Raw genomic sequence first — 26,362 nt, forward strand, 5'->3', positions numbered from 1 at the left:
ACGCATCGCGTCCGGCTCACCCATATAGTGGAACACGCGGTCGCCGCCCTGAAGGTCGAAATAGAGATAGATTTCGCTGCGGCGGTCATGAAGATGCGGCGGCATGGTGTTCCACACGCCGCCGGTTTCGAGGACCGTGAGGCCCAGCAGCAGCTGCGCGCTCTCGCACGCGCCGGGGATCCCCAGCTGGTAGATGGTGCGGTGGTTGGAGTTGGCGAGGTCGCCACGCTCCAGCGGATTGGCTTCGGCGAGCGTGATCTTCTTGACCGGGAAGGCTTTGTGCGCGGGCAGCGAGGCGATGTAGAAGCGGGCCTCCGCGCCCTCGAAGATCACGTCCTTCGTGCCCATGGGCACGTAAAGGCATTCCTTGTTGCCGATCTCGTAGCGCGTGCCGTCGACGGTGATCGCGCCGGGGCCGCCGATATTGACGATGCCGGCTTCACGCCGTTCCAGGAAGGGATGGCCCGCCGCCGAGGCCGGCTCACTCTGGTCGGGCAGCTTCAGGGAACCACCGGCCGGCACCGCGCCGCCGATCACGAACCGCTCATTATGGCTGTAGTTAAGGACGACCTCACCCTCGACGAACATGCCGCCCACCAGATGGCGGTCGCGCAGGCTCTCATTGTCCACGCACTCCATCATATCCGGGTGCGTCGCGTGATAGGTCTTCTCGAACATGATGCTTCCTCATCCTCACTACGATGCCCAACAAGACACCGGTGTCATGAGATCGTTTTATCAACTTTTGGCAGGCGGCGCAACCGATGCACGACGGATCAGCGTCGAACTGAACATGGACGGCTCCTTGACGTCCGCACCTTCGCCGATCGCCGTGCCGATCAGTTTCAGTGCAGCGGCCCGCCCCATGGCAACGATCGGCCAGCGCACAGTGCTGAGCGGCGGCCAGACCCGCGTGGTGACGGGCGTATCGTCGAAGCCGATGATCGACAATTCCTCCGGCACCGATATGCCCCGCAGCCGTGCGGCATAGAGCACTCCCGCAGCCATCTCGTCATTGCTGGCGAAAATGGCGGTCGGACGCGGCGTCAGGTCGAACAGGCTTTCCGACGCGGAAAGCCCGGATTCAAAGGTATATTGCCCGTCCGCAATCAGGCTGCGCGGCAGGCTGATGCCCGCTTCGGTCAGCGCCATTTCAAAGCCTTCGCGCCGCTCCTGCGCCGAACGGAAGCCATGCGGACCCGCGATCAGGCCGATCCGCCGATGCCCCTGCGCGATCAGATGGCGCACCGCATCCGCCACCGCTTCGCGATCATTCGACGCAACCATATGCTCCGCGTCGTCCAGCATGGCCGACCCCATGCGGACATAGCGGCAACCCTGCTCGTCGAGCATCCGCGCCAGCGCGTCATTTTCAGACATGGGCGGCAGCACTACGACGCCGAACAGGCGCTGGCGCGTCACGAACCCGCGAATATCGTCCATCACATGGTTGGAACCGCGATCGACCGGACGAATCACCAGCTCGAACTCGGTTCCGTGCAACGCCTCCAATATGCCGCGCTGCATCGACAGCACCATCTGCGCGTTGGGATTGTCGTAAATCAGGCCGATCAGGAAGTTGCGTCCGAGTGCCAGAGCGCGCGCCTGCGGATTGGGGACATAGCCGGTTTCCCGGATGATCCCCTCCACCTTGTCGCGGGTTTCCTCGTTCAGCAGCGGCGATCGGTTGATGACCCGGCTGACCGTTTTCTTCGACACGCCGGCCAGACGGGCTATGTCGTTGATCGTCAGCTTGGGCGCCGGCCCCTCTTGCTGTTTCTGCTTCGCCATGTCGCCTTATAGTCCAGTTAACCCGAAGCGCCAGCGGCCAAGCAGACTATGGCTTGTCAATGACACCGGTTTCCATTAACCCGGATTCCATGTTCAACGAAAGGAATATTGCGTGAGCGCAAGCAGCAGCATGGCCGACGCCATCGCCGAACGCTTTCTGTCGGCCCGCACGTCGGCGCTCGGCCTTACCGACTATCCCGGCACGCCGCCCACGACGCTGGCGGAGGCTTATGCCATCCAGGACGCAGCGCTGGCGCGCGTGGACGAACCGATCGCAGGCTGGAAAGTCGGCCGCATCCTCCCGCCCCTGTCCGATCAATATGGCTGCGACCGGCTGGCCGGACCGATCTTTGCTGGCACGGTCGCGCGGATCGAGCCGGGTTCGCGCGGCTTGATCTTCGCGAACGGCTTTGGCGCGATCGAGGCGGAATATCTGTGCCGTATCGGCAAGACGCCGACCTCGGGCCAGACGCAGTTCAACCTGGAAGAGGCTGCCGACCATATCGACGCAGTACATATCGGCGTTGAGATCGCCAGTTCGCCTTTTGTCGGCATCAACAGCATGGGACCGGCCGTCACCATATCCGATTTCGGCAATAATAATGGCCTACTGATCGGCCCTGCTGTCGCCGACTGGCAGAATGGTGCCTATACCCAGCAACCCGTGACCACGCGCATCGACGGTTTGGAAATTGGTGCCGGCACCGCGTCCGCCTTCGCACGAGGCGCGATCGGATCGGTCGCTTTCCTGCTCGAAAATCTAGTTATGCGCGGAATTGCCATAGAGCCGGGCTGGTGGATATCGACAGGCGCTGTCACCGGTGTACATGTCGTACAAATAGGTCAGACAGTGGAAATGGATTTCGGGCCGCTCGGAACCCTCCATTGCAGGATCGACGCACAAGAGTCGCGCTAAAAGCGACCATATTTCAATACGGAGCAGGATGATGATGGAAGCCAGTATTAAGGCGCCACCGGTCGGACGTTATCGTTGGGTGGTGGTTGCCCTGCTCTTTGCGGCAACGGCGATCAACTATGTCGATCGCCAGATGATCGGCGTGCTAAAACCCACGCTGTCCCAGGAAATGGCTTGGTCGGAAACCGATTATGCCAATATCGTCTTCTGGTTTCAGGCGGCCTATGCAGTGGGATATCTGGGCTTTGGCCGGATAGTCGACGTGATCGGCGCGCGCTTTGGCTATGCCGTGGCGGTCGTGATCTGGACGATCGCGCACATGGCCCATGGCGGCGTCCATAGCGTCACGCAGTTCGCCATGGCCCGCTTTGGCCTCGGCGTCGGGGAATCGGGCAATTTCCCGGCGGGCATCAAGGCTGTGACCGAGTGGTTCCCGCAGAAGGAGCGCGCTTTCGCAATCGGCCTGTTCAATGCCGGGGCGAATGTCGGCGCGATCGTCACTCCCCTGCTCGTCCCATGGCTGACGGTAGCCTATGGCTGGCGCGTCGCCTTCTATGCGACCGGCATTTTCGGCATCTTGTGGCTGATCGCCTGGCTCGCTCTCTATCGCCGACCCGAAGAGCATCCCAAGGTGACGGCGGAGGAGTTGGCCTATATCCAGCAGGATCCGGCCGACCCCGTGCAGAAGATCGGCTGGAGCCGAATCATCAGCGTCAGGGAATGCTGGGCCTATGCGATCGGCAAATTCTGCATCGACCCGATCTGGTGGTTCTTCCTCTTCTGGCTGCCCGGATATCTGGGCACGCGCTACGGCCTGGACCTTATCAGCTTCGGCCCGCCGCTGGTGGTGATCTACCTGCTTTCCGATGGCGGCAGTGTCTTTGGCGGCTGGTTATCGGGCCGCTTCATCAAGGCAGGCAAAAGCGTCAATGCCGCACGCAAGCTGACGATGCTCATCTGTGCCTGCGCGGTGCTGCCGATCTTCTTCGCCCAGTCGATCGACAATCTCTGGCTTGCGGTATTGATCATCGGTATCGCCACGGCAGCACACCAGGCCTTTTCCGCCAATCTCTATGCTCTGCCGTCAGACCTGTTCCCGCGCGGCGCGGTGGGATCGGTGGTCGGCATCGGTGGCACCATGGGTGCCGTGGGCGGCATGGTGATGGCGAAATATGCCGGCTATATCCTAGATAGTATCGGCAGTTACACGCCGCTCTTCGCAGTCGCCGGCAGCGCCTATTTCGTCGCCTTGGCAGCCGTCCACCTGCTCACGCCGCGGCTGGAGCGCGTCAGCGTCTGAGCCATCATCCCATCATCTGAAGGAAGCAAACGGCGGTCCAGAAGGGCTGCCCTTGCCTTTTTCCGTCCTGACTCACTCGGCCGCATCGGTAAAGTTTCCACCATGACACTTTACCGATTGGCAAAGTGTCACAGCCGACAAAATGCGACTCGCGGAAAAAAGCGGATTCACAAGGAGGCCGCTCTGTGCTTGATTCACCTTATGTTTCATTCGCGCGCCTCTTCCCGCCCCACCTCTTCCCCCATGCCCCGTGGCAGCGATATCTCGCTCCTGCTCGACCAATTGTCGCATTGCTGCTCGCGCCCGCGCTATGCCTTCATGCTGCTGACACTGATCGCCGACGTGGCGCGCACCGATGGCAGCGCCGGGCCGGAAGTGCGGGTGGGCGATGCGCTGGTGCCGCTGCGCGACTGGCTCTGCGACGCGCTGACGCCGATGGGCCATCGCGATCCGCGCCGCATGGCGCTGGTGGAGCGGGTGCGGGACGAATTGCGCAAGACCGGCCGCCTGTCAGGTGATGGTTCAGCCGACGAGGCGCTGGTACAGGACGAGGTCCGCGCGCGCGTCCGCGCATCGGGCAAGACCAATCTCAGCCGCGCCGCGTCCGAACTGGTAAAGGCCGGCCTGCTAAAGCGTCATTATCAGGGCTACCGGGTCGACCATCTCAATCGCGGGGCGCAGCGCCAGGCGGTCTACACGTTGACCGGCCGGGCGCGGGCGCTGGTGAACGGCCCACCACCGCAACACCCGACCGCAACACGGCCGCGCCAAGGGGATCTCTTCGCCTCCTGATCAGCCGCAGATCAACGCCTGGCTGCCTCTCCCGCCGGCACGTCGTCCGGAATGGCGAAGGACAGATGGGGCGGCTGGTTATAGGCGCTGTTCTGCCAGGCGATCCCCAGACGATAGACTGGATCATGCATCAGCGTCGGCAGGCGGATCGCGGTCGGCCAAGGCGTGGCATAGAGCCGCAATTCGCTGCTATCGGCGCTGCGAACCAGCAGTTCCTCGCGCCAGTCGCCGACGATATCGGCCGACAATGCCGGATTCTGCTTGGTGCCATTGTTCGATTCCACCCCTTCGGGCGACAGCAGCGGCACTTCCCGGCTGCCGCGCCAATCCCATTTGGCGATGCGCGTGCCGTCCAGCAGTTCGCGCAAGCCGTCACCGTCCCACCAGATGGCGAAATTGGCTGCGCGGGGATGGCCGCCGGGAATGACATTGCCCTTCGCGTCCCACAGATCGGGCGAATTCGATGCCCAGGCTTCCGCGCCGGGATAGCGCGGATCGATGTCGATCGCGATGCCGCGGCCGGTGTCGCGATCGGCCGGCTTGGTCCAGAGCCGCTCGCCCGTGCGCGCGTCGAGCATGGCCGCGCCGATATTGCCATTGCTACGCATATCCTCATGCACGCCGAATTTTTCGAGGCCCGGCCGCGTCGGATCGAGGTCGGACACATGCATCGCGTCGCCGTGGAAAAGCCGGGCTGACCACAGCCCCTTGCCATCATCGTCAACCGCCATCGCGCCATAGAGTATCTCGTCGCGCCCATCGCCATCGACATCCGCGACCGACATCTGGTGATTGCCCTGACCACCATAGTCGGCATTGCCCGACGCAGCGCTGTCGAACAGCCAGCGCTGCGTCAGCTTGCCGTCGCGCCAGTCCCACGCGGCAATGGTCGAACGGGCATAATAGCCGCGCGCGAAGATCAGGCTTGGCCGCCGCCCGTCCAGATAGGCGACGCTGGCCAGATAGCGTTCCGACCGATTGCCATAGGCGTCGCCCCACGTGGCGGCGCGCTCGTCCGACGATGGATTGTCGCCGCTCGGCCCGCGCGACGGCGCATAGGATGTTGTGGCGAGCGCCTTGCCGGTCTGCCCATCGAAGACGGTCAGATATTCCGGCCCGCGCAGGATACGCCCCTTCAGCCGCGCCACCTTGCTGCCATCGGGCAGGACGGTCGCGCCCGTCCGGTCGGCCTGCGGCGTTTCGCCATCATGCTCGCGCCAGTCCGCCTTGGTGTCGCCGATCACGGCGCCAGTCCCGTCGACCGTTCCATCCGCGGTCTTCATCGCCACTTCCGCACGGCCGTCGCCATTCAGGTCGAAGACCATGAACTGGGTATAATGGGCGCCCGACCGGATGTTGCGACCAAGATCGATCCGCCACAGCCGCTTGCCGTCGAGCGTATAGGCATCAAGCAGCGTTTCGCCCGTATAACCGCCAAAGGCATTATCCTTTGCGATCGAAGGATACCATTTGACGATGATCTCGTAGCGGCCGTCGCCGTCCAGATCGCCCACGCTCGCGTCATTGGCGGAATAGCTGTAGCGCTCGCCATCGGGTGTCACCCGATCTGCCGGCCTGTCGAGCGGGATCGGCAAATAGCCCTTCGTCCAGGGCATCGCCGTCGCGACGATCCTGCCCGAACCCTCGCGCAGGCTGTAGCGGCTTTGCGCGGTTCCACCCGCATCGGTCACGCTCGTGGCCGCTCCTGCGGCGACGGTCCTGATCGGCTTGCCATCGCGCAGTACCGTGAAGCGGACGGTCTTCGTATCGGTGGCCAGCAGGCGCCAGCTGACATGCATTCCCTGCCCTGACGCCAGCGGCACCGCGACCAGCGCCCGATCAAGCTTCTCGATCTGCCGCGCGCCGGAGGAAGCCGCGTAAAGCGTAACCGGCCCCAGCAGCAGCGCCGTCATGCTCGCCCAACCCGCCAACATCCTTGCCTGCCGCATCTGTCGCTCCTCTCGCCCTTTTGTCGGAGCTATAAGGCGACGAAAAGGCCGCGGCAAGTAAGTTCCACATTGGATAATCATATCCCATTTAATGGGACTATCTTCAGTCCAACAACCGAAACGCCATCTCAATCCGCAGTCCTACGACCCATGCATCGTCGATCGCACGATCGGCGGACGGATTGCGCACATATTGCAGGTTTGGCTGCACAGCCAACCAGGGAGCAATCTGCGCGCGATAGGTCGCTTCTGCCACCATTTCGGACCGACCCGCATCATTAACGCGGCGATACTCGGGCGATGTGAAAGCGCCGATCAGGGCAATGCCGATCTCATCCTCCGACCGCCCGTCGATCCAGCCACTAAATTTAAGTCCTGCGCTAACAAAGCGGTCGAACATATTATAATGTTTGGCGGCGGTGCCAAGCCGGAAGAAGCCGTCTACGCGCCGATCGCCATGCTCGGCTAGTCTCTTCTCCCCGCGCAGATAGACGCCGGCATTGCCCCCGCCATGCGTCCCCTCGAACCGATCGAAGGAGGAGGTATAGCGCCAATGTCCCAGCAGCAACCGCCCGCCGGCGACAGGCGCCTCCACCTCGCCGATCAGCAGCGCGCCCTCGCCGCCGCCCAATCGCACACTGGTGCGAGAAGGATGATCCGGATTGCCCGGCATGCCGTCCAATATCGCCGCGCGAACCGCCCATCCCTCTGCCGGGCGATAGAGAATGCGCGCAGCAAGCCCGGTCGCCGGAAAGATCGACGGACCATTGCGCCCCGACATGCCGATGTCGCTGCCCATGCCATGGGCACCGCCGATAAACAGCGTCGCCGCGTCCAGCACGTCAAACTCCGAATTGAGGTCATATATACCCGCCCGCAACGACAGGTTCGGCGCAACCATCTGATCGATCCAGGCCTCATACAGCTTGAACGCCTGGGCGCTGACCTCGATCTCGCTGACCATCTGCGCGTCGCCCACAACCTCGGAAATGGACTGGCCATTATTATAGAGGCCGTAGACATGCATCTCCGCCCCTTCCCATCCGACCAGATCCTCCAGATCGACTTCCATGACCAGATCGAGATTATCGAGATAGCGTGCGCGCCGCTTCACGCCGCCGGCCACCACTCCCATCATGTCGCTGCCATAGGTGACATCGATTACGACCGGTCCCTCGCCTGGCGTCTGCTGGCCGGCATGGATATGCGAATGGGGACGGACAGGAACAATCGGGCCTACATTCCCAACAGGCGCAACCTCGCCGATTGGGGCTATTGTAGCAGCCGCCAGTAGCAGTGGAACGCCGATCAAGGGGCATTGCCTTTGCGGGGGCCAGAGGGAAGGTTCGGCATCATGCCGCACCAAGCTAGATCGATAGATCTTCAAATAGAGAATGATTGAAGACGATACGACGATACGAATGATCGAAACAACCAGCCGATCCGGCAGAAAACGCCGGGTCCGACATGATCGCATGAAGGTTCACTCGAAACCATAAACCCGACGCGTCCGCCAGGATCTTTCACAATGCAATATTTGTCAGGAAGAAGCGGTTTCTGAACCGCATTCCATCAGCCATTGGTCAGGCAGATGATGGGCGGTTTATCGGAATATACTGAGCAACTGTCCGCATCCGTAAGACCACCGCAGCGACGTGCAGGTTCGGACGGGTTGAAGCTTCGTATCATACCTAGCGTTTAGAGAGGCTGCTGGCTTGTGTTTGATGGGGTGGGCTCCAGTGGAAAACTCATGTGATCGAGAGCGACGATAGCCTATCTATCGAACAGGCGATCCGCCAGCGCCTCGCGCGCCTGCCAGCCACGCTGTTCCAGTTCCGGCGTAGCGCATGGCCCATCCGGATAGCCGATGCACAGCAGGGCGATCATGCTCCAGTCTTCTGGCACGTCGAGCATCGCCCTGACGGTGGCCGGATCGACGATCGACACCCAGCCCAATCCGACGCCGCGCGCCCGTGCCGCCAGCCACAGGGTATGGATCGCCATCACGGTCGAGTAGCGCAGCATTTCATGCATGGTCGCGATGCCGAGGCCATGGCCGGTGTCGGGATGTTCGTGCGAAAAGACCGCGATCAGCTCGGGCGCCTCCCGCACGCCATGCAGCTTGAGTGAGAGATAATGGGCGCGCTGATCGGCGTCCGCATAGCGATCGGCGGCGGCGCGGTTCTGCTGGTCGACATGCTTGGCGATCCGCGCCTTCAGGTCGGCAGAACGGACCCGCACCAGCCGCCAGGGCTGCGCATTGCCGACCGATGGCGCCAGGCTGACCGAAGCGAGCAGCGCCTGCACGACAGGCTCCGGCACAGGATCAGTCCGAAAATGCCGGACGTCACGGCGCCAAGCCAGCAGCGCGTCGAATTGCTCCAGAAAGGCGGCGTCGAAATCGGGCGGCGCTGCGTTCAAAATTCGATGCCCTTCTGCGCCTTCACGCCCGACCTGAACGGATGCTTCACCATCACCATGTCCGTCACGAGATCGGCCGCCTCGATCAGCGCATCGGGGGCGTTGCGCCCGGTGATGATGACATGCTTCATCGCATCCCGCTCTGCCACGGCCGCCAGCACCTCATCCAGCGGCAAATAATCATAGCGTAACACGATGTTGAGTTCATCGGCCAGCACCATGTCATAGGCCGGATCGGTGATCATCCGCTTCACCTCTTCCCACGCCTTGCGCGCAACCGCGATGTCGCGCGAACGATCCTGCGTGTTCCAGGTGAAGCCTTCGCCCATCGGCTTGAAATCGATATTGTCGGGAAAGGCATCGAACACCGCCTTCTCGCCGGTTGCCATGGCGCCCTTCACGAACTGGACCACCCCGACCTTCATGCCATGGCCGATGGAGCGGACGACCATGCCCAGCGCGGCGCTGGTCTTGCCCTTGCCCTTGCCGGTATGAACGATCAGCAGCCCCTTTTCCTGGGTCTTGTTGGCCATGATCTTGGCCTGTGCCGCCTGTTTCTTGCGCATCTTTTCGCTGTGGCGCGCTTGGTCGACCTGCATCATCCTCTTTCCTTCCGCATGAGATAGACATCCATGATCCAGCCGTGCCGTACTCGCAGCGCCGCGCGTTCCGCGATGATGTGGCGACCGACCACCTCCAGTTTTCCGGCAATCAGCGCCTGATGCGCCATGCCGAGATAGGCCCCCCACCAGATATTCACCCCCGTGGGATCGATCGCCTGAAAGGCGCAACCGCCGTCCAGCATCACCGCGACGCTGTCCGCCTGCGCTGGCCAGCCATGGTCGCGCAACTGCCGCCCGGTGGTGATGACGACCGGCTCGGCCAGCGTATTCAAGGTGATGGCATGAGCGGCAGTCAGGGCGTGAAGGCTGCTTATCCCCGGCACCACCGACACGCGCAACGCCATGCCCCGTGCCAGGAGCCGGTCGGCGATCCGCAACGTGCTGTCGTAGAGCGAGGGATCGCCCCAGACGAGCAGCGCCAGCCGACCGCCGTCGGGCAAATGCTCTTCTATCTGTTTGGTCCAACAGGCCGCGATCGCATCATGCCAGTCCTGCACCGCGCCCAGATAATCGCCCTGCTGCCGCCGCACCGGCAGGTCGAATTCCACCATCCGGGTCGGGCCGGTCAGCACGCGCGCGCAAATGGCCCGGCGCACCGCGATCAGGTCCGCCTTCTCCTCCCCCTTGCGCGGCAGCAGGATGAGGGCGGCGGCGTTCATCGCCCGGATGGCGGCCAGCGTAAGTTGCTCGGGATCGCCCGTCCCGATGCCGATCAGGGTCAGGTCGATCATAGGGCTGGCGCGATCATGTGGAAGAAGCTGCCGGTCACGCGGCCGCGATGCGATCCGGTCTCGGCGACCGCGACGCTATCGGCGTCGGTGACATGGGCCAGCGGCGCGTCGGGCTGCTCAAGGATGGTGGAATAATGGAACTCATGCCCGCGCAGCGCTGTTTCGGCAGGCATGCCGGCGACGGGCGCGAGCAACCGGGCATGTCGATAGCCGAGATGCATCCGCCGCTGGGCATAGCTGGTGACGAGGCCGAGAAGTCCGGCCATGGCATGGCGCGCGCCATCCTTGTCGATCAATGCTTCGCCCAGCACCATGTAGCCGCCACATTCGCCATGCACCGGCCGGGTTTCCGCATGATGGCGCAAGCCCGTCAAAAAACGGGACGCGGATGCAATCCGCCCGGCATGAAGTTCGGGATAGCCACCGGGCAGCCAGACGAGATCGGCGTCAGCCGCCGGCGCCTCGTCTGCCAGCGGCGAGAAGGGCACGATCTCCGCACCCGCGCAGCGCCAGCCTTCCAGCAGATGGGGGTAGATGAACGAGAAGGCTTCGTCCTGCGCCAGCGCGATGCGCTGCGCGGGTGGTAGCGGCAGCTGCCCTGCTGTGCTGCCGCCCCGCCCCGACGCCGCGTCGCAGATCGCGGCGAGATCGACATGATCCCGCAGGAAGACCGCATAGTCGGCGATCGCCTTGTCGAGATCGGGATGCTCGACCGCCTGCACCAGCCCCAGATGCCGCTCCGGCAGAGTGAGGTCGCCGCGCCGGGGTAGCGCGCCCAGCACGCGGATGCCCGCCGCCTCCATCCCCCGGCGCACCAGCCGTTCATGGCGCGGGCTGGCGACGCGATTGAGGATCACCCCGGCAAAGGGCAGATCGGGATCGAAGCGCGCGAAGCCCATCGCCGTCGCCGCGGCGGACTGCGCCTGTCCCGATACGTCGACCACCAATATGACCGGCCAGCCCATGCGTCGGGCCATGTCGGCACTGGCGCCATGCCCGGTCCCGCCAACGCTGGCGACCCCGTCATAAAGGCCCATCGATCCTTCGGCGAGGATCATATCCGCTCCGCTCGCCTCCGCCGCAATGGCGTCGATCAGACCCGGCATCATCGCCCAGCTGTCTAGGTTGAAGGAAGCACGGCCGCAGGCGGCACGATGAAAGGCCGGGTCGATATAATCCGGCCCGCTCTTGAACGGCTGGATCGCCAGCCCATTCTCGCTCAGCGCGCGCAGCAGGCCCAGCATCACCGTCGTCTTGCCGGTGCCCGAAGCGGGCGCGGCGATCATCAAGCCGGGGACGGTCATTCACTCACTCCCGTAAAGCGCGAGTCCGCCGATTGCGGCCGGAACCGCCGGTCATAATCGGGCGCATAGAGGCTGCTTTCGCCGAAACCCTCGGTCGCCAATACCTGTCCCACCAGGATCAGCGCCGTGCGCTCCATGCTGCCCGCCATGGACTGTTCGATGGTGGACAGCGTGCCCCGCAAGATCCGCTGATCGGGCCAGCTTGCCCGCCACACCACCGCAACGGGGCAGTCGGCCCCATGGACCGGCAGCAGATCCGCGATCACCTGCGCCAGGTTGTGAATGGACAGATGGATGGCGAGCGTCGCGCCGGTCGCGCCAAAGGCCGCCAATGTCTCGCCCGGCGGCATCGCGCTGGCGCGGCCGGGTGTGCGGGTCAGCACCAGCGACTGGGCGAGGCCGGGCAGGGTCAGTTCCGCCTCCAGCGCGGCAGCGGCAGCGGCGAAGGCGGGCACGCCCGGCGTCACCTCATAAGGAATGTCCAGCGCCCGCAGCCGTCGCAACTGCTCGCCCATGGCCGACCAGATCGACAGGTCGCCCGAATGGAGCCGGGCCACATCCTGCCCCGCCGCATGGGCCGCCGCCATTTCGGCGATGATCTCGTCCAGTGACAGCGGCGCCGTGTTCACGATCCGCGTGCCGGTCGGGCAATGGTCGAGCAGCGCCTGCGGCACCAGCGAACCGGCATAGAGGCAGACGGGCGAGGCCGCGATCCGATCGCGACCGCGCAGGGTCAACAGATCGGGCGCGCCGGGACCGGCACCGATGAAATATATTGTCATGATGCTCTTCCTTCGGCGATGGCGCAGGTCGCCATGCGATCGGGTGCGATGAAACGGGGGGCGATGAGCGAAGCGCCGGGGCCGGCGGCCGCCAGCGCGGCGGCCTCGCAAACGCTGCCGGTCCCGCGCGCGGCCATGCTCATGGCCGATCGGGTCACCGTTTCGGCGGTTGCCAGCGCGTCTGAGGCGATGCCGACTACCGGCAGACCAAGGGACTCGGCCAGCGGTGCAAGCGCCGCCACCTTATCCTCGGGCGCGGCGAGCAGGGTCACGGGCGGCGCGCCGAGCTGCGCGCCCTCCAGCGCGGCGCGCAACGACGCTTCGGTCGCGCCCGCGCGAAAGCCGAAACCGGCGACGATCACAGGGTCACGCTCCACTGCACCAGCGGATAGCTCGCTCGCCAGCCGCGCCGCGATCCGATCGGCGCGACCTCTGCCAGATCGATGCGCAGCAGGTCCCCGCCCTTGGCCGCCTGCCACTGCGCCAGCAGCGCTTCGGACTCCAGCGTCACCGCATTTGCGACCAGCCGGCATCCGGTGGGCAGTCGCCCCCAGAGTGCCTGAAGCAATGCCTGCGACAGGCCACCGCCAATAAAGACGGCATCGGCTTGTCCTTCAGGCAGGATGTCCGGTGCTCGCCCGGTCCGAACATCGATCCGGGCTGCGCCCAATGCGGCGGCATTGGCGGCCACCCGCGCCGCGCGCACCGGATCAGCCTCCAGCGCGATGACCCGGTTGGCCGGATCGGAGAGCAGCCATTCGATCCCGATCGATCCCGACCCCGCGCCGATATCCCACAAAAGTTCGCCCGGTCGCGGCGCCAGCGCCGACAGGGTCAGCGCGCGCACCGGCCGCTTGCTGATCTGTCCGTCATGGTCGAACCAGTCGTCGGCGATGCCCGATGCGCAGGGTAGCACCCTGCCCTCGCCCGCGCAGTCGATCCCGATCGCCACCGGATGTGCGACATCGTCCCATGCCATCGCATCGGCGCGCGTCGTTCGCACCCGCTCGCGCGCACCGCCCAGCGCCTCCAGCACATGCAGGGTCGAAGCCCCGAAGCCCTGCCCGGTCAGCCAGTCCGCAACCTCGCGTACCGCGGCACCGTCGCGCAGCAGCGCCACTGTCCGCCGCCTCGGCACGAGATGCGAGCGCAGCCGCGTCACCGGCGCGGCATGGAGCGCGACACAGGCCATGTCCTGCACCGCCCAGCCCAGCCGCGCCGCCGCCAGCGAGAAGGTGGACAGGACCGGATATGCCACCCATTCCGCCGCTTTGAGCTGCCGCGTCAGACTGCTCCCCGCGCCGAACCAGAAGGGGTCGCCGGACGCCAGCACCACCACCGGCCGCCTCCGCTCGGCCAGCAAAAGCCCGATGCCATCGGCGAAGGGGACTGGCCATTCCAGCTTCCGCCCTTTATGCTCGCCCAGCAGCGCAAGATGCCGGGCCGGTCCCATGACCAGTTCCGCCACGTCGATCGCCGCGCGGGCCGGTGCGGCCAGCCCGTCCCATCCATCCTCGCCGATGCCGACGATCGTCAGCCATGGCCGTGCCGGACTTTCAGCCATGCGCAACATCCTCATCCTGGGCGGCACCACCGAAGCGAGCGCGCTCGCGCGCCTGCTGGCTGAACGCGGCGAACGGGCGACGCTCAGCTATGCCGGCCGGGTCGACAGCCCGCGCCCGCAGCCCGTGCCGGTGCGGGTCGGCGGCTTTGGCGGCGCGGTGGGGCTGGCCGACTATCTGCGCGCGCAGGGCGTCACCCATCTGGTCGACGCCACCCATCCCTTCGCCGCGACGATGAGCGCCAATGCGGCGACGGCCGCGCGCATGGCCTGTATCGCCCATGTCGCGCTGACCCGTCCGGCCTGGAGCGCCACGACCGGGGATCGCTGGACCCATGTGCCGGACCTGGCGGCGGCTCTGGCCGCACTCGACGGCCCCGCGCGTCGCATCATGCTCGCGCTTGGCCGGATGCACGCCGACGCCTTCGCCGCGCGGCCGCGGCATTTTTTCCTGCTGCGATTCATCGATCCACCAGCAACCCCGCCGCCACTTATTAATTACCACCTGGTTATCGATCGTGGTCCGTTCGACATGGCGAGTGAAATGCGACTGATGCAGGCGCACGGCATCGACCTCGTCCTCTGCAAGAATGCTGGCGGCACGGGCGCGCAGGCCAAGCTGCTCGCCGCGCGCAACCTCGGCCTGCCGGTGCTGATGATAGATCGCCCCGCCTTGCCCGATCGACTGGAACTGCATGCCCCGCGCGCCGTGCTGCACTGGATCGATCATAGCGCAGACCGCGGGGTGTAGAGGATCGGCGCGCCGTCGCGGCGGATGATCCGCGTCAGGCTCGACCCGACGATGACCACCGTCCGCATGTCCGCCATGTCGGGCGTCGCCTGCGACAGTGGCACGATGCGCAATTCCTCTTCCGGCGTCGACACCGCTCGCGCGAAAAGGATCGGGCGATCGTCGCCGCTCACGTCGCGCAGCAGGTCAAGCGCGCGGGCAAAGCCTTCCGGCCGCGCCTTCGACCGGGGATTGTAGAGGGCGATCGCAAAATCCGCCTCGACCGCCAGCCGCAGCCGCCGCTCCACCAGCGCCCAGGGCTTCAGATTGTCGGACAGGTTGATCGCGCAGAAATCATGGCCCAGCGGCGCCCCGGCCCGCGCACTGGCCGCCAGCATCGCGGTGATACCCGGCAGCACACGGATATCGAGCGCACACCAGTCATCCGGCCCACCCTCCAACGCCTCGAACACCGCCGCCGCCATAGCGAAGACGCCAGGATCACCCGACGACACCACGACGACGCGCCGCCCCGCCGCCGCCATGTCCAGCGCATGGGCCGCGCGCTCGCGTTCCACCCGATTGTCGGACGGATGCAGGGTGAGCCCGTCGCGCGCCGCGATCCGCGCAACATAGGGGATATAGCCGACGATATCGGTCGCCTCCGCCAGCGCGGCCGTCACTTCGGGCGTCACCATCGCCTCATCCCCCGGTCCCAGCCCGGCAATCGCGATCCAGCCGGTCATGGCCGGCGCCCCTGTCCGTGGATCAGCAGGATCGAGAAATAGGGCGTGACCGTTTCCGCCTGCGCCAACGGCGTCACCTTCTGCTCCGGCATGGCGGCATGTTCGACCAGCCACGCCTCCGCCTCACGCCCCGCCGCCGCGACCGCCCGGCGCAGCTTGGGCAGGTTGCGGCCGATCTTCATCACCACCAGCGCGTCGGTATCCCGGATGCGGCGGGCCAGATCCTCCTCCGGCAGGGTCGCCATCAGCACCGTCAGCACATCGTCGCCCCAGGTGATCGGCGCGCCGCTGGCGGTCCAGGCGCCCGCCATGCCGCTGATTCCCGGCACGATCCGCACCGGCACGCTCCCCGACAGGCGGCTGTGCAGGTGCATGAAGGAACCGTAGAAAAAGGGATCGCCCTCGCACAGCACGACGACATCCTCGCCCGCTTGCGCCAGCACCGCGAGCCGCTCGGTGCAGTCGGCATAGAAGGCGGATAGGCATTCGTTGTAGCGCGGATCGGTCAGCGGAATTTCGGTCGTCACGGGATATTCCATCGCGATCTCGATCACGTCCGGGTGCAGCATCCCCTCGACGATGCGCCGCGCCTGGCCCGGCCGGCCGGCCTTGCGGAAATAGGCGACATGGCGCGCTTCCCGTATCAGCCGATCCGAGCGCACGCTCATCAGATCCTGCGCGCCGGGGCCAAGGCCGACGCCGTGAATGGTGCCCAGCATGTTGCTCATTCCGCGCGGCTCGCCAGCGCGTTGATCGCCGCGACGGTGATGGCGCTGCCACCCAGCCGCCCGTCGACGATGCAGCAGGGCACCGGCTGCTCCGCCCAGAGCGCCGCCTTGGACTCCGCCGCGCCGACGAAGCCGACCGGGCAACCGATGATCGCCGCCGGATGCGGGCAGCCGGGGTCTGCCAGCATGTTCAGCAAATGGAACAATGCGGTCGGCGCATTGCCGATCGCCACCACCGCGCCCGCCAGATGCGGCCGCCACAGCTCCAGCGCGGCGGCGGAGCGGGTATTGCCCATCGCCCGCGCCCGTTCCGGCATCGACGGATCGCCCAGCGTGCAGACGACCATATTGTCCGCCGGCAACCGCGCCCGCGTCACCCCTTCGGATACCATGCGCACGTCGCACAGGATCGGTGCGCCGCCCGCCAGCGCCGCCCGCGCCGCTTCGGCAAAACGGGGGGAAAAGCGGATATGCGGCGCCAGCTCGACCATGCCGGCGGCATGGATCATGCGCACGGCTACCGGCTCCTCCTCGGCGGAAAAGCGGCCGAGCGCCGCCTCCGCTCGGATGATGGCGAAGGATTGGCGATAGATCGCCGCGCCATCGGTTTCATAGACATGCGGCATCAATATACTCCCAGATGTGCGAGCAGGGCGGGCGCATCCATGCCCGCCTGCAATGGCGGCGATCCCGCCCTGGCGTTTTTCGTAAGGTCGTAATGGCCGTCCCGGCCGGTGATGCAGAGATCGGCGGCGGACGCGCGCGCGCAGCCCTTGGCGCAGCCCGATACATGCAGGCGCCCGCCGACATGGGGTGCGATGCGCCGTGCCAGCGCGCGCGTCTCGACGCTCGCCTGCGGACAGCGTGGCGCGCCGGGGCAGGCATCTACTCGCAACAGCGGGTCGGAAGGGCCGCGCAGCAATCCCCCGACCGGCCGCCCGTCACCGCCCTCGACGATCAGCGTCCGCCAGGGCGTGAGGCGGATCGCGCCCGTCGCCAGTTCCGCCAGCGTCGGCGCCTCGATCTGCCCGAACGGCGCCCCATAGGCAAAGCCAAGCGGATGCGCGCCGACCCACACCGGCATGGCGGCGCTGGCGGGCGGGATGCGGCCCTCCGCCCAGTCGGGCAAGGACGCGTCATGCCGCGCCATGCGCCCGGCGGCGGGGCCGCCGCTGGCGACGAACCAGTGGGCCAGCTTAAGCAACGCATCGACCTCTTGCCCAACGGCGAGGTCTGCACCGAGCGTCCGGCCGTCTGCACGCAGGATCAATCCGCCATGCGCCCCACGCTCGATCCGAAAGTCACCCGCTTCCCCGATCAGGTGCGGTGCATCCCCCGCATCGATGACGAAGCCGACTTTCGCAGGCAGCTTCGGCAGTTCGGCCAGCCGCGCGATCAGCTCTTCCGCAATCCGCACGGTGTCGTCGCCCGCCTGCCAGTCGGGCGCCACCATCAAAGCTCGCCGCGCCTCTCTCGCCGGATCGGCATCGGTCAACCCCAGCGCCACCAGTCGCTCGACCAGTGGCCGCCAGCCCTGCTCGCGCACCCCCCGTATTTGCAGGTTCGCGCGGCTAGTCAGATCGCTCAGCCCATTGCCATAGGTCGCAACCGCTTCGCCGAGCCCCACAAGCTGCGCCGCCTCGATCCGTCCCAGCGGCGGCCGCACCCGCACCAGCAGCCCATCGCCCGCCGCCATCGGATGCCAGGCATCGGGGCACCAGCCCTTCACCATGGTCATGGCGCGCCCCCCAGGCCGGCGAGGATCGAGTTGCGCCGCGTGCGCCACAGACCGGCGGCGAGCAGCGCGGCAAAGCGCGCCTCCATCGCCGCCAGCGCGCCGGGATTGGCCTGCGCCAGAAAATCGCGCACCTCCGCACGGCCCAGCGTCGCGTCATGATAAAGGTCGAACAGATGGTCGGGCACCCCGCCCGCGACATGCGCCGCCAGATGGGCGAAGGCGCCCAGATGGTCGAGCGTCGCCGCCAGTTCCGCGCCGCCGCGAAAGCCGTGCCGCATCATGCCGTCGACCCAGCCGGGATTGGCCGCCCGCGCCCGCACCACGCGCGCTATCTCCTCGGCCAGCGGCCGCGCGACCGGTCGCTCCGGGTTGCGCGCGTCGAGATGATAGAGCGCCGCCATCCCCCCCGTCACGCCCTGCGCGGCGGCGAAACCCGCTTCATGCGCGGCATAGTCGGCCGCCAGCAACAGGTCGGTTTCGGGCAGATCCTGTGCATGGACGAAGGCATCGGCGGCGGCGACCCGCGCCCGCAGCCCGGCCTCATCCGCCTCGTCCCGATCCAGCGCGTGGCGTGATGCTGCCAGCCATGCCTCCCCCGCCAAGCGCCGGGCATCAGCCGTATAGGTATCGGCGGTATCGCCCATGTTGAGGCCATAGCGTCCGGGCTCCGGCCCATAGACGCGCGAGGCCGGCGCGGTGCCGACGAACGGGTTCCAGTCGCCCGGCTCGTCCCGCTCGCACAGCGCCCGCACCGCCTGGCCAAAGAGCAACGGCAAGGTCGGGAAGGCATCGCGAAAAAGGCCAGATACGCGCAGGGTCACGTCGATGCGCGGCCGGTCCATCATCGCGAGCGGCAGTATCTCCACCCCCGTCACCCGCTCCGACGCCAGATCCCAGACGGGCTTCGCGCCCAGCAGGTGCAGCGCCATGGCATAATCCTCGCCCGCGGTGCGCATCGTCGCCGATCCCCACAGGTCGACCACCAGACCTTTTGGATAATCGCCCTGGTCCTGCAAATGGCGGCGGATCAGCTCCTCCGCCAGCCGCACGCCCTGCGCATGGGCGACGCGGGACGGGACGGCGCGCGGATCCACCATGAACAGGTTGCGCCCGGTCGGCAGCACGTCGGACCGGCCGCGATGCGGCGAACCGGACGGGCCAGGCGCGATCCGCCGCCCGTCCAGCGCGGCCAGCAGGCCGTCACGCTCGGCCGCGCCCTGCTCGCCCCGGCCGAATACATGCAGGCCGTCGCCATATTGGCTTTCCTTGATGTCGCAAACGAAGCGGTCGATCCGGCTGATCGCCTCCGCCGGGGACATGGCGGCATCGATGCCAAGGTCCGCCTCCAGCCCCAGCGCGCCCGCCTCGCCCCTGATGTCCGCCTGCAACCGCAGCCGCCGCGCCGGGTCGAGGCCATCGGCGTTGGAAAATTCATCGAGCAAAGTCTCGATCCGGCCCAGCCCTGCACCGTCACGCGACGGTGCCAGCGGCGGCGGCGCATGGCCAATCGTCACCGCCCCGATCCGCCGCTTGGCCTGCGCCGCCTCGCCCGGATCGTTCACGATGAAGGGATAGAGCAAAGGCGTCGGCCCGATCAGCGCCTCTGGCCAGCAGGCGTCGGACAGGGCAACCGCCTTGCCCGGCAGCCATTCCAGCGTGCCATGCGCGCCCATATGCACCAGCGCGTCGATCCCCTGCGCCCGCAGCCAGAGGTAGAAAGCGACATAGGCATGGCGCGGGCAATGGGTAAGGTCGTGATAGCTGTCGGCCCGACCCTCGCTCAGCCCCCGTTCCGGCTGAAGCGCCACCAGCAGCCCATCGCGCCGAACCGCAGCGAAGGCGAAAGCGCCATCCTGCGCGGCCGGATCATCCTCCGGCTCCCCCCAGGCCGCCCGAAGGTCATCGCGCAACGATGCCGGCAAGGCCGCCAGCGCCCGGCGATAGTCGGCCAGCGGCCAATATAGCCGCTCGAACTGAAGCGCGCCGACCAGATCGCCCGCCGCCTCGACGGCATAGCCAGCGTCGGCAAGGTCGCCCAGGATCGCTTCGGCCGAGGCGATCGCGTCCAGCCCGACAGCATGGGCCATCTGGTGCGCCTTGCCGGGATAGGTCGACAGGATCAGCGCCAGCCGCCGCGCCGCCGCCGGTCTAGCGGCGAGCCGCACCCAGGCGATCACCCGTTCCACGATCGCATCAATCCGGGCCGGATCGGCCCGGTGCGCGCCGCGCGCAAACTCCAGCGCGGCGTCGCGAACCTGCGCTTCCTTGAAACTCGCCACGCCCGCGAACAGCCGCCCGTCCACTTCGGGCAGCACAACATGCATGGCGAGGTCCGCCGGCGACAGGCCACGCGCCGAGTCCCGCCAGGCCCGTCGCCCGGAGGTCGCCAGCGCCAGCTGAAACACCGGCACGCCCGCCCCGTCGAGCGGGGTCGTGCCATCCTCGCCCCGCGCGGAAAAGGCGGTGGCGTTGACGATAGCGGCAGGGCCAAGCGCCTTGACCCAACGCGCGATCCAGCCGCGTATGTCATGCGGCTTGAGCGAGGGCGCGAACAGGCCGATCACATCGAAGCCACGCGCGGCGAAGGCGTCCCGCAACGCCTCGAACGGGTGCATGTCGGCGGCAGTCAGATAGGATCGGTAAAAGACCAGCAGGATGCGGGGCTGCATCGCCGTCAACGCAAAGGCAGCGGGGCATGTCGCCTCGCCATCCCACGCGCCGACCATGGGCAAGGGCGGCGTGGCGCCGATGGGGTCATCGATTAGCCCCGCTTCCCGCGCCAGCAGGCCGAGCGCCGCCCGCGCCGCCGCCGCGCCGCCCGCGTCGCACAGCCGCGCCAGCGCCCGCAGCGTCGCGACCGGCACGGTCGATGCCGCATCCAGCCGCGCATCGGCGCGCCCGTCCCCCGGCAGCACCGCCAACACAATCCCCCGCGTCCGCGCCATCGCCTCGACCTGTTGCAGGCCATAGCTCCAATAGGACGCCCCCCCGATCAGCCGGATCAGGATCGCCCTCGTCCCCGACAGCGTCCGCTCGATATAGGTGTCGACCGACAGCGGGTGCGCCAAGGCCGCCAGATTGGCGAGCCGCAAGGTCGGCAACCCACCCTGCGCCCGATGCCATCCTTCCGCGAACGCCCCAAGGTCGCTGTCCGAAAAGGACAGCAGCACAAGATCGGCGGGCGCCTGCCCCAGATCCTGTGGGACGGCCGCCTCCTCGATCCCGTGGGTCTCGCGGAAGATGACGTGCATGGCGCGAAGTCAGTCCTGAAGGACCGCCCGGATCGCCGCCGCGTCGATGCGATCATGCTCGGCGATCACGACCAGTTGGGTCGCGCGTGCCTCGCCCGGACGCCAGGGCCGATCATATTGGTGGCGGACGCGCGCGCCCACCGCCTGCACCAGCAGCCGCATCGGCTTGCCGGCAACCGCGGCATAGCCCTTCACCCGCAATATCTGCTGCTCGCGCGCCAGCCTTTCTATGCGCGCCACCAGATCGGCCGGATCGACAATGTCGCCCAGCGTAACGACGATGCTGTCGAAATCCTCATGCTCATGATCCTCCTCGCCATCATGGTGCGAGGGACGTGCCGCCAAGTCATCCTCGGCCGCAGCGCCCAGGCCCAGCACGACGCGCGGGTCGATCACCCCGTCGACCAGTTCGACCACCGGCAGCGGGCGGGGTGCTTCCGCCGCGATCACGGCGCGCGCGGCGGCCACGCCCTCCGGCCCGGCCAGGTCCGCCTTGGTCAGCAGCACCATGTCGGCGCAGGCCAGTTGGTCCTCGAACACTTCGGATAGCGGCGTTTCGTGGTCGATGCCCGGATCGGCCCGGCGCTGGGCATCCAGCGCCTCCAGATCGGGGGCGAACCGGCCATCGGCCACAGCCTCCGCATCGGCGAGCGCGATCACGCCGTCGACGGTGATCCGCGACCGGATCGCCGGCCAGTCGAACGCCTTGAGCAGCGGCTTGGGCAGCGCGAGCCCCGACGTCTCGATCAGGATATGGTCGGGGCGCGGCTCCAGCGCCAGCAGCGCCTCGACCGTTGGGATGAAATCGTCGGCCACGGTGCAGCAGATGCAGCCATTGGCCAGCTCGACGATATTTTCCGCCGGGCAATCGGGGATGGCGCAGCTTTTCAGGATATCGCCGTCGACCCCCAAAGTGCCGAATTCATTGACGACGACGGCCAGCCGCCGCCCACCCGCATTGCGGATCAGATGGCTGATGAGCGTGGTCTTGCCCGCACCCAGAAAGCCGGTGACGATGGTCACGGGCAATTTTGCAAGATCGGTCAACCCGACAGACTCCCGCGCGCCGAACGACGACGGGCGGGGGCTTGCCGACGTCCCCGATGGACGCCGGCCGGCGCGCGACGACGGGCGGGCGCGACGGCGCCCGGCATCCCGCACCGTGCAGCCCCAGCCGCACGATTTCGTCGCTCAGACGGAAGAATCTACCGTGCCCCGGCCATCCCCTGGACCAAGGCAAGAGCGACCAGACGCCGGCAGGTCTCCTGGCTCGCGGGTCAAGGCTTGATGCACGCCTTCCCGGACCGGTCGGTCCAGTGGCTGCCCTCCGACAGGAGGGCCTGTGCATCGCGCTCGCCGCTTACAGTTGCAGGGACAGCCGCGGAATTGAGGAGCAGGCCCCTCTCACCGCATTCCCATTTGAAGCCCCTTGCGGGGCACCGGCGCGATCAATGCAGCCGCCCTAAACGAATTTCCAACGCAAGCCAATGGCGTTTCAGGACGCCACCTGCACCTCGATCTCATCGAAGCGCTTCCAGCGATAAATGCCGAAACTCAGCGCCCAGCAAAGGATGAACAGGCCGATGATCGCAAAGCCCAAACTATTGAAATGCTCGCCCAGATTGGCCGCGACTCGCCATGGTGCGCCCTCCAGTCCCAGCTTGTCGCCGATCAGCGCCATCGTCTCGATCCCGCCGATGACGATCGCCACCAGCGCGGAGATCAGCGTGATGGTGATGTTGTAATAGAGTTTGCGGATCGGCTTGACGAAGGCCCATTCATAGGCGCCCAGCATCACCACCCCGTCGGCGGTATCGACCAGCGCCATGCCCGCCGCGAACAGCGCCGGCAGCACCAGCACCGTGCCGATCGCCATGCCGTCGGCAGCCTGGCTGGCGGACAGGCCCAGGATCGCCACTTCGGTCGCCGTGTCGAAGCCGAGGCCGAAGATGAAGCCCAGCGGCGCCATGTGCCAGCTGCGGCTGACCAGCCGGAACATCGGACGGAACAGCCGCGACAGCAGGCCGCGATTGCCCATCAGCAGGTCCAGATCCTCCTCCACATAGGCGCCGCCGGCACGGACATGGGAGAAGGTCCGCCATACCGACCGCAGGATCATCAGGTTCATCGCCGCGATGGTGAACAGGAACAGCGCCGACACGCTGGTCGCCACCACACCGCCGATCTGGCTGAAACTTTCGAAGCGGGACAGGGCGCTGGCGGTCAGGGCGATGGTGACGGAGGCGATGGCGATGATCGTCGAATGGCCGATCGCGAACCAGAAGCCGACGGTGATCGGCCGCTGCCCATCCTGCATCAGCTTGCGGGTCACATTGTCGATCGCAGCGATATGGTCGGCATCGACCGCATGGCGCAGCCCCAGCCCCCAGGCGAGCAGCGCCGTCCCGAGCATCAGCGGCTGGGCGTGGAATTGCGCGATGGCCCAGAGCCAGACAGCGACATTGACGGCGATCAGCGTCCCCATCAGCCAGGCGACACGATGCCGCAACGGCGGCGCGGATATTTCAGCAATGTTGGACATGGAAAGTCAGGACACCCCGGCGTCGTGCGACATGGCCGGGGCTGCGCGCGCCGGCCGGACGCCATCCGGCGCAGACGCGCTTTTCCATGCGGCCCCCGCCGCTTCTTCGTCGCTCAGACGGAGCATACCGTGCCACGGCCATCCCCTGGACCAAGGCAAGAGCGACCAGACGCCGGCAGGTCTCCTGGCTCGCGGGTCATAGCGATGCGGCATGGCCTTCCCAGGCCTCGCATGATTTAGCGTCCGGCCCAGTGGCTGCCTTCCCTATTTCAGGAAAGCCTATGCAACATGCTCACCGCTCACAGTTGCAGGGACAGCCGCGGAATCGAGGGCAAGCCCTCTCACCGCATTCCCTTTTTCAGCCCCTTGGCAGGGGCACCGGCGCGATCAACGGCCGGCGGATCATCTCCACCGGCCGGGCCAAGGCATAGCTTCGCCGCAACGCCTTGCCAAGCAGCCTTGACAGCGGGACGCATGCAACAAGGGCGCGGCGGTCGCCCGCCACGCCCTTCCGGCGACCCTGAAGGGATTTCCAGCTCAGCCCAGCTGCTGTTCCAGCTCGCCCAGCACGCGATAGCAGTCGAACACCTTCGCGACGCTCGAATTGGGATCGCGGCCCTCGCGGATGGCGCTGATGAACTCGCGGTCCTGCAATTCGATGCCGTTGTTGGAAATGGCGACGCCGGCCAGGTCGATCGGCTCTTCCTTGCCGTTCACCAGATCGTCATAGCGCGCGATATAGGTGTCGGTGTCGCCGATATAGCGGAAGAAGGTGCCTAGCGGCCCGTCATTGTTGAAGGACAGCGACAGGGTGCAGATCGCGCCGGTCTCGCTCTTCAGCTGGATCGACATGTCCATCGCTATGCCCAGGTCAGGATGGATCGGCCCCTGCATCGCGTGCGCTGACACGATCTTGCCCGCCTGATAGGCGAACAGATCGACCGTGTGCGCGGCATGGTGCCACAGCAGATGGTCGGTCCAGCTGCGCGGCTCGCCCTTCGCATTGATATTCTTTCGACGGAAGAAATAGGTTTGCACGTCCATCTGCTGGACGTTGAACTCGCCGGCCTTGATGCGATTATGGACGAACTGGTGCGACGGATTGAAGCGGCGGGTATGGCCGACCATGCAGGTCAGCCCGGTTTCCTGCTGCTTGGCGAGCACCGCCTGCGCGTCCTTCCAGCTGTCCGCCAGCGGAATCTCCACCTCGACATGCTTGCCCGCGTCCATGCAGGCGATTGCCTGCGCGGCGTGCATCTGGGTCGGGGTGCAAAGGATCACCGCATCGACATCATCGCGCGCCAGCGTCTCGTTCAAGTCGGTGGTGACATGGCCGATGCCATATTTCTCCGCGACCTTCCTGGTCGCTTCCAACTCGCGGCCGATGATCGAGGTGACGGTCACGCCGTCGATATTCTTGAGGCCGTCGAGATGCTTTTCGCCAAAGGCGCCGGCACCGGCCAGGGCAATACGCATGGACCAAACTCCGTACTGTAAAAGCCCCTCCCTTCGAGGAGGGGCTAGGGTGGGTTGAGGCACGCGCCAAGGCGCGCCTCGATGAATTTATTCCGCCGCGATCGCCGTCACGCCGCTGCCAGTCATGTCCAGTTCCTCGCCATTGTCGGGCCGGAGTACAAGATGGCCGATTGCCGTGTTGGAACAGGGCACATGATAATGGCGGTGCAGCGCGCGGGTCTTCCTGCCCAGCGCTCCGCGCATGATCAGCCACATCACCATCTCGATACCTTCGCTGCCCGTTTCGCGCAGATATTCGATATGCGGGATGCGGCGCAGATGGTCGCTCTCGCCGATCAGCCCGTCCAGGAACATATTGTCCCATTCCTTGTTGATCAGGCCCGCGCGCGCGCCCTGCAACTGATGGCTCATGCCGCCGGTGCCCCATATCTGCACGTTCAGATCCTCGGGGAAGCTCTCCACCGCCTTGCGGATCGCCTCGCCCAGCGCCCAGCAGCGATTGCCCGATGGCGGCGGATAGGTGACGACGTTGACGGCCAGCGGCACGACCTTGCAAGGCCAGGCGTCGGGCTTGCCGAACATCATGCTGAGCGGCACGGTCAGGCCATGGTCGACATCCATCTCGTTGATGATGGTCATGTCGAACTCGTCGAGGATCAGGCTCTGCGCCATATGCCAGGCCAGGTCAGGATGCCCCTCCACGTCCGGCACCGCGCGCGGTCCCCAGCCCTCGTCGGCGGACTTGTAGCGCTCGCCGCAGCCGATCGCGAAGGTCGGGATGATCTTCATGTCGAAGGCCGAGGCATGATCGTTATAGACCAGAACCACGACATCGGGCTTCTCAGCCTTCTCCCATTCGCGGGTCCAGTCGTACCCCGCGAAGATCGGGCCGAAATACTCGTCGCGGTCCTTGCCGAAATCGGACGCCACGCCGAGCAGCGGCACATGGCTCGACGCCACGCCAGCGGTAATACGCGCCAT

At 66.2% G+C, this 26,362-nt stretch carries 24 protein-coding genes and 2 riboswitches; of the genes, 4 read left to right on the forward strand and 20 right to left on the reverse strand.

The window, feature by feature from the left end:
• Positions 1–678, reverse strand: a 678-nt coding sequence (gene kduI / locus VMR39_RS04080; protein WP_325414611.1) for a 5-dehydro-4-deoxy-D-glucuronate isomerase, incomplete at its 3' end; no start/stop codon positions are given.
• A gap of 60 nt (positions 679–738) precedes the next feature.
• Positions 739–1,791: a LacI family DNA-binding transcriptional regulator gene (locus tag VMR39_RS04085; protein WP_325414613.1), complete on the reverse strand. Its 1,053-nt coding sequence runs from the start codon at positions 1,789–1,791 to the stop codon at positions 739–741.
• 130 nt (positions 1,792–1,921) lie between these two features.
• On the opposite strand from VMR39_RS04085, the gene VMR39_RS04090 reads away from it, so the two are divergent.
• The 3 genes from VMR39_RS04090 (at position 1,922) to VMR39_RS04100 (ending at position 4,799) form a co-directional block, all read left to right on the forward strand.
• The gene (locus VMR39_RS04090) at positions 1,922–2,707 is read left to right on the forward strand and encodes a 2-keto-4-pentenoate hydratase (protein WP_414712455.1); all 786 of its coding nucleotides are present in this window, start codon (positions 1,922–1,924) and stop codon (positions 2,705–2,707) included.
• Positions 2,708–2,741: 34 nt separating this feature from the next.
• Positions 2,742–4,007, forward strand: a complete 1,266-nt coding sequence (locus VMR39_RS04095) for an MFS transporter (RefSeq protein WP_414712451.1) — start codon at positions 2,742–2,744, stop codon at positions 4,005–4,007.
• Between the two features lie 201 nt (positions 4,008–4,208).
• Positions 4,209–4,799, forward strand: coding sequence for a hypothetical protein (locus VMR39_RS04100; RefSeq protein WP_325414619.1), 591 nt, complete (start codon positions 4,209–4,211; stop codon positions 4,797–4,799).
• 11 nt (positions 4,800–4,810) lie between these two features.
• Here the strand turns inward: VMR39_RS04100 and VMR39_RS04105 are convergent, their stop codons facing one another.
• From VMR39_RS04105 to cbiE, 9 genes are all read right to left on the reverse strand, one after another.
• Entirely contained in the window at positions 4,811–6,748 is a 1,938-nt protein-coding gene (locus tag VMR39_RS04105; protein WP_414712452.1) for a rhamnogalacturonan lyase, read from the reverse strand.
• Positions 6,749–6,851: 103 nt separating this feature from the next.
• A complete protein-coding gene (locus VMR39_RS04110) occupies positions 6,852–8,060 on the reverse strand; it encodes a carbohydrate porin (protein ID WP_325414621.1) in 1,209 nt (402 codons plus the stop codon).
• A 461-nt stretch (positions 8,061–8,521) separates the two neighbouring features.
• Positions 8,522–9,169, reverse strand: coding sequence for a 5,6-dimethylbenzimidazole synthase (gene bluB, locus VMR39_RS04115; RefSeq protein ID WP_325414623.1), 648 nt, complete (start codon positions 9,167–9,169; stop codon positions 8,522–8,524).
• Positions 9,166–9,768 (reverse strand): cob(I)yrinic acid a,c-diamide adenosyltransferase, encoded by a 603-nt coding sequence (gene cobO / locus VMR39_RS04120; RefSeq protein WP_414712453.1) that lies wholly within the window; start codon positions 9,766–9,768, stop codon positions 9,166–9,168. The genes bluB and cobO overlap by 4 nt, the downstream gene beginning before the upstream one ends.
• Entirely contained in the window at positions 9,768–10,523 is a 756-nt protein-coding gene (gene cobF, locus VMR39_RS04125) for a precorrin-6A synthase (deacetylating) (protein WP_325414627.1), read from the reverse strand. Before cobF ends, cobO begins: the two co-directional genes overlap by 1 nt.
• A complete protein-coding gene (locus VMR39_RS04130) occupies positions 10,520–11,827 on the reverse strand; it encodes a cobyrinate a,c-diamide synthase (protein WP_325414629.1) in 1,308 nt (435 codons plus the stop codon). The genes cobF and VMR39_RS04130 overlap by 4 nt, the downstream gene beginning before the upstream one ends.
• Positions 11,824–12,609, reverse strand: a complete 786-nt coding sequence (gene cobM / locus VMR39_RS04135) for a precorrin-4 C(11)-methyltransferase (RefSeq protein ID WP_325414631.1) — start codon at positions 12,607–12,609, stop codon at positions 11,824–11,826. Before cobM ends, VMR39_RS04130 begins: the two co-directional genes overlap by 4 nt.
• On the reverse strand, positions 12,606–12,971 hold the full coding sequence (locus VMR39_RS04140) for a cobalamin biosynthesis protein (protein WP_325414633.1): 366 nt from the start codon (positions 12,969–12,971) through the stop codon (positions 12,606–12,608). The genes cobM and VMR39_RS04140 overlap by 4 nt, the downstream gene beginning before the upstream one ends.
• On the reverse strand, positions 12,968–14,173 hold the full coding sequence (cbiE, locus tag VMR39_RS04145) for a precorrin-6y C5,15-methyltransferase (decarboxylating) subunit CbiE (RefSeq protein ID WP_325414635.1): 1,206 nt from the start codon (positions 14,171–14,173) through the stop codon (positions 12,968–12,970). Before cbiE ends, VMR39_RS04140 begins: the two co-directional genes overlap by 4 nt.
• Between cbiE and VMR39_RS04150 the strand changes: the two genes are divergently transcribed.
• Positions 14,172–14,921 (forward strand): cobalt-precorrin-6A reductase, encoded by a 750-nt coding sequence (locus VMR39_RS04150; RefSeq protein WP_325414637.1) that lies wholly within the window; start codon positions 14,172–14,174, stop codon positions 14,919–14,921. The genes cbiE and VMR39_RS04150 overlap by 2 nt on opposite strands.
• Here the strand turns inward: VMR39_RS04150 and cobJ are convergent.
• From cobJ to VMR39_RS04195, 9 genes are all read right to left on the reverse strand, one after another.
• The gene (gene cobJ / locus VMR39_RS04155; RefSeq protein ID WP_325414639.1) at positions 14,897–15,646 is read right to left on the reverse strand and encodes a precorrin-3B C(17)-methyltransferase; all 750 of its coding nucleotides are present in this window, start codon (positions 15,644–15,646) and stop codon (positions 14,897–14,899) included. The two genes, VMR39_RS04150 and cobJ, sit on opposite strands and share 25 nt — an antisense overlap.
• The gene (gene cobI / locus VMR39_RS04160) at positions 15,643–16,365 is read right to left on the reverse strand and encodes a precorrin-2 C(20)-methyltransferase (RefSeq protein ID WP_325414683.1); all 723 of its coding nucleotides are present in this window, start codon (positions 16,363–16,365) and stop codon (positions 15,643–15,645) included. Before cobI ends, cobJ begins: the two co-directional genes overlap by 4 nt.
• Positions 16,366–16,370: 5 nt before the next feature.
• Entirely contained in the window at positions 16,371–17,000 is a 630-nt protein-coding gene (locus tag VMR39_RS04165; protein WP_325414641.1) for a precorrin-8X methylmutase, read from the reverse strand.
• On the reverse strand, positions 17,000–18,106 hold the full coding sequence (locus VMR39_RS04170; RefSeq protein ID WP_325414685.1) for a cobalamin biosynthesis protein CobG: 1,107 nt from the start codon (positions 18,104–18,106) through the stop codon (positions 17,000–17,002). The genes VMR39_RS04165 and VMR39_RS04170 overlap by 1 nt, the downstream gene beginning before the upstream one ends.
• Before the next feature lie 2 nt (positions 18,107–18,108).
• On the reverse strand, positions 18,109–21,363 hold the full coding sequence (cobN, locus tag VMR39_RS04175; protein WP_325414643.1) for a cobaltochelatase subunit CobN: 3,255 nt from the start codon (positions 21,361–21,363) through the stop codon (positions 18,109–18,111).
• Positions 21,364–21,372: 9 nt separating this feature from the next.
• Positions 21,373–22,410 (reverse strand): cobalamin biosynthesis protein CobW, encoded by a 1,038-nt coding sequence (gene cobW / locus VMR39_RS04180; protein ID WP_325414645.1) that lies wholly within the window; start codon positions 22,408–22,410, stop codon positions 21,373–21,375.
• 191 nt (positions 22,411–22,601) lie between these two features.
• A riboswitch (cobalamin riboswitch) is annotated at positions 22,602–22,820 on the reverse strand.
• Positions 22,821–22,858: 38 nt separating this feature from the next.
• Positions 22,859–23,905: a HoxN/HupN/NixA family nickel/cobalt transporter gene (locus tag VMR39_RS04185; protein ID WP_414712454.1), complete on the reverse strand. Its 1,047-nt coding sequence runs from the start codon at positions 23,903–23,905 to the stop codon at positions 22,859–22,861.
• Between the two features lie 157 nt (positions 23,906–24,062).
• Positions 24,063–24,303, reverse strand: a riboswitch (cobalamin riboswitch).
• Between the two features lie 139 nt (positions 24,304–24,442).
• Positions 24,443–25,381 carry a Gfo/Idh/MocA family oxidoreductase gene (locus VMR39_RS04190; protein WP_325414647.1) on the reverse strand — a complete coding sequence of 313 codons (939 nt, stop codon included), beginning with the start codon at positions 25,379–25,381 and terminating at the stop codon, positions 24,443–24,445.
• 87 nt (positions 25,382–25,468) lie between these two features.
• Entirely contained in the window at positions 25,469–26,362 is an 894-nt protein-coding gene (locus tag VMR39_RS04195; protein WP_325414649.1) for a class III extradiol dioxygenase subunit beta, read from the reverse strand.

This window comes from Sphingobium sp. (assembly GCF_035511395.1).
Lineage (GTDB): Bacteria > Pseudomonadota > Alphaproteobacteria > Sphingomonadales > Sphingomonadaceae > Sphingobium.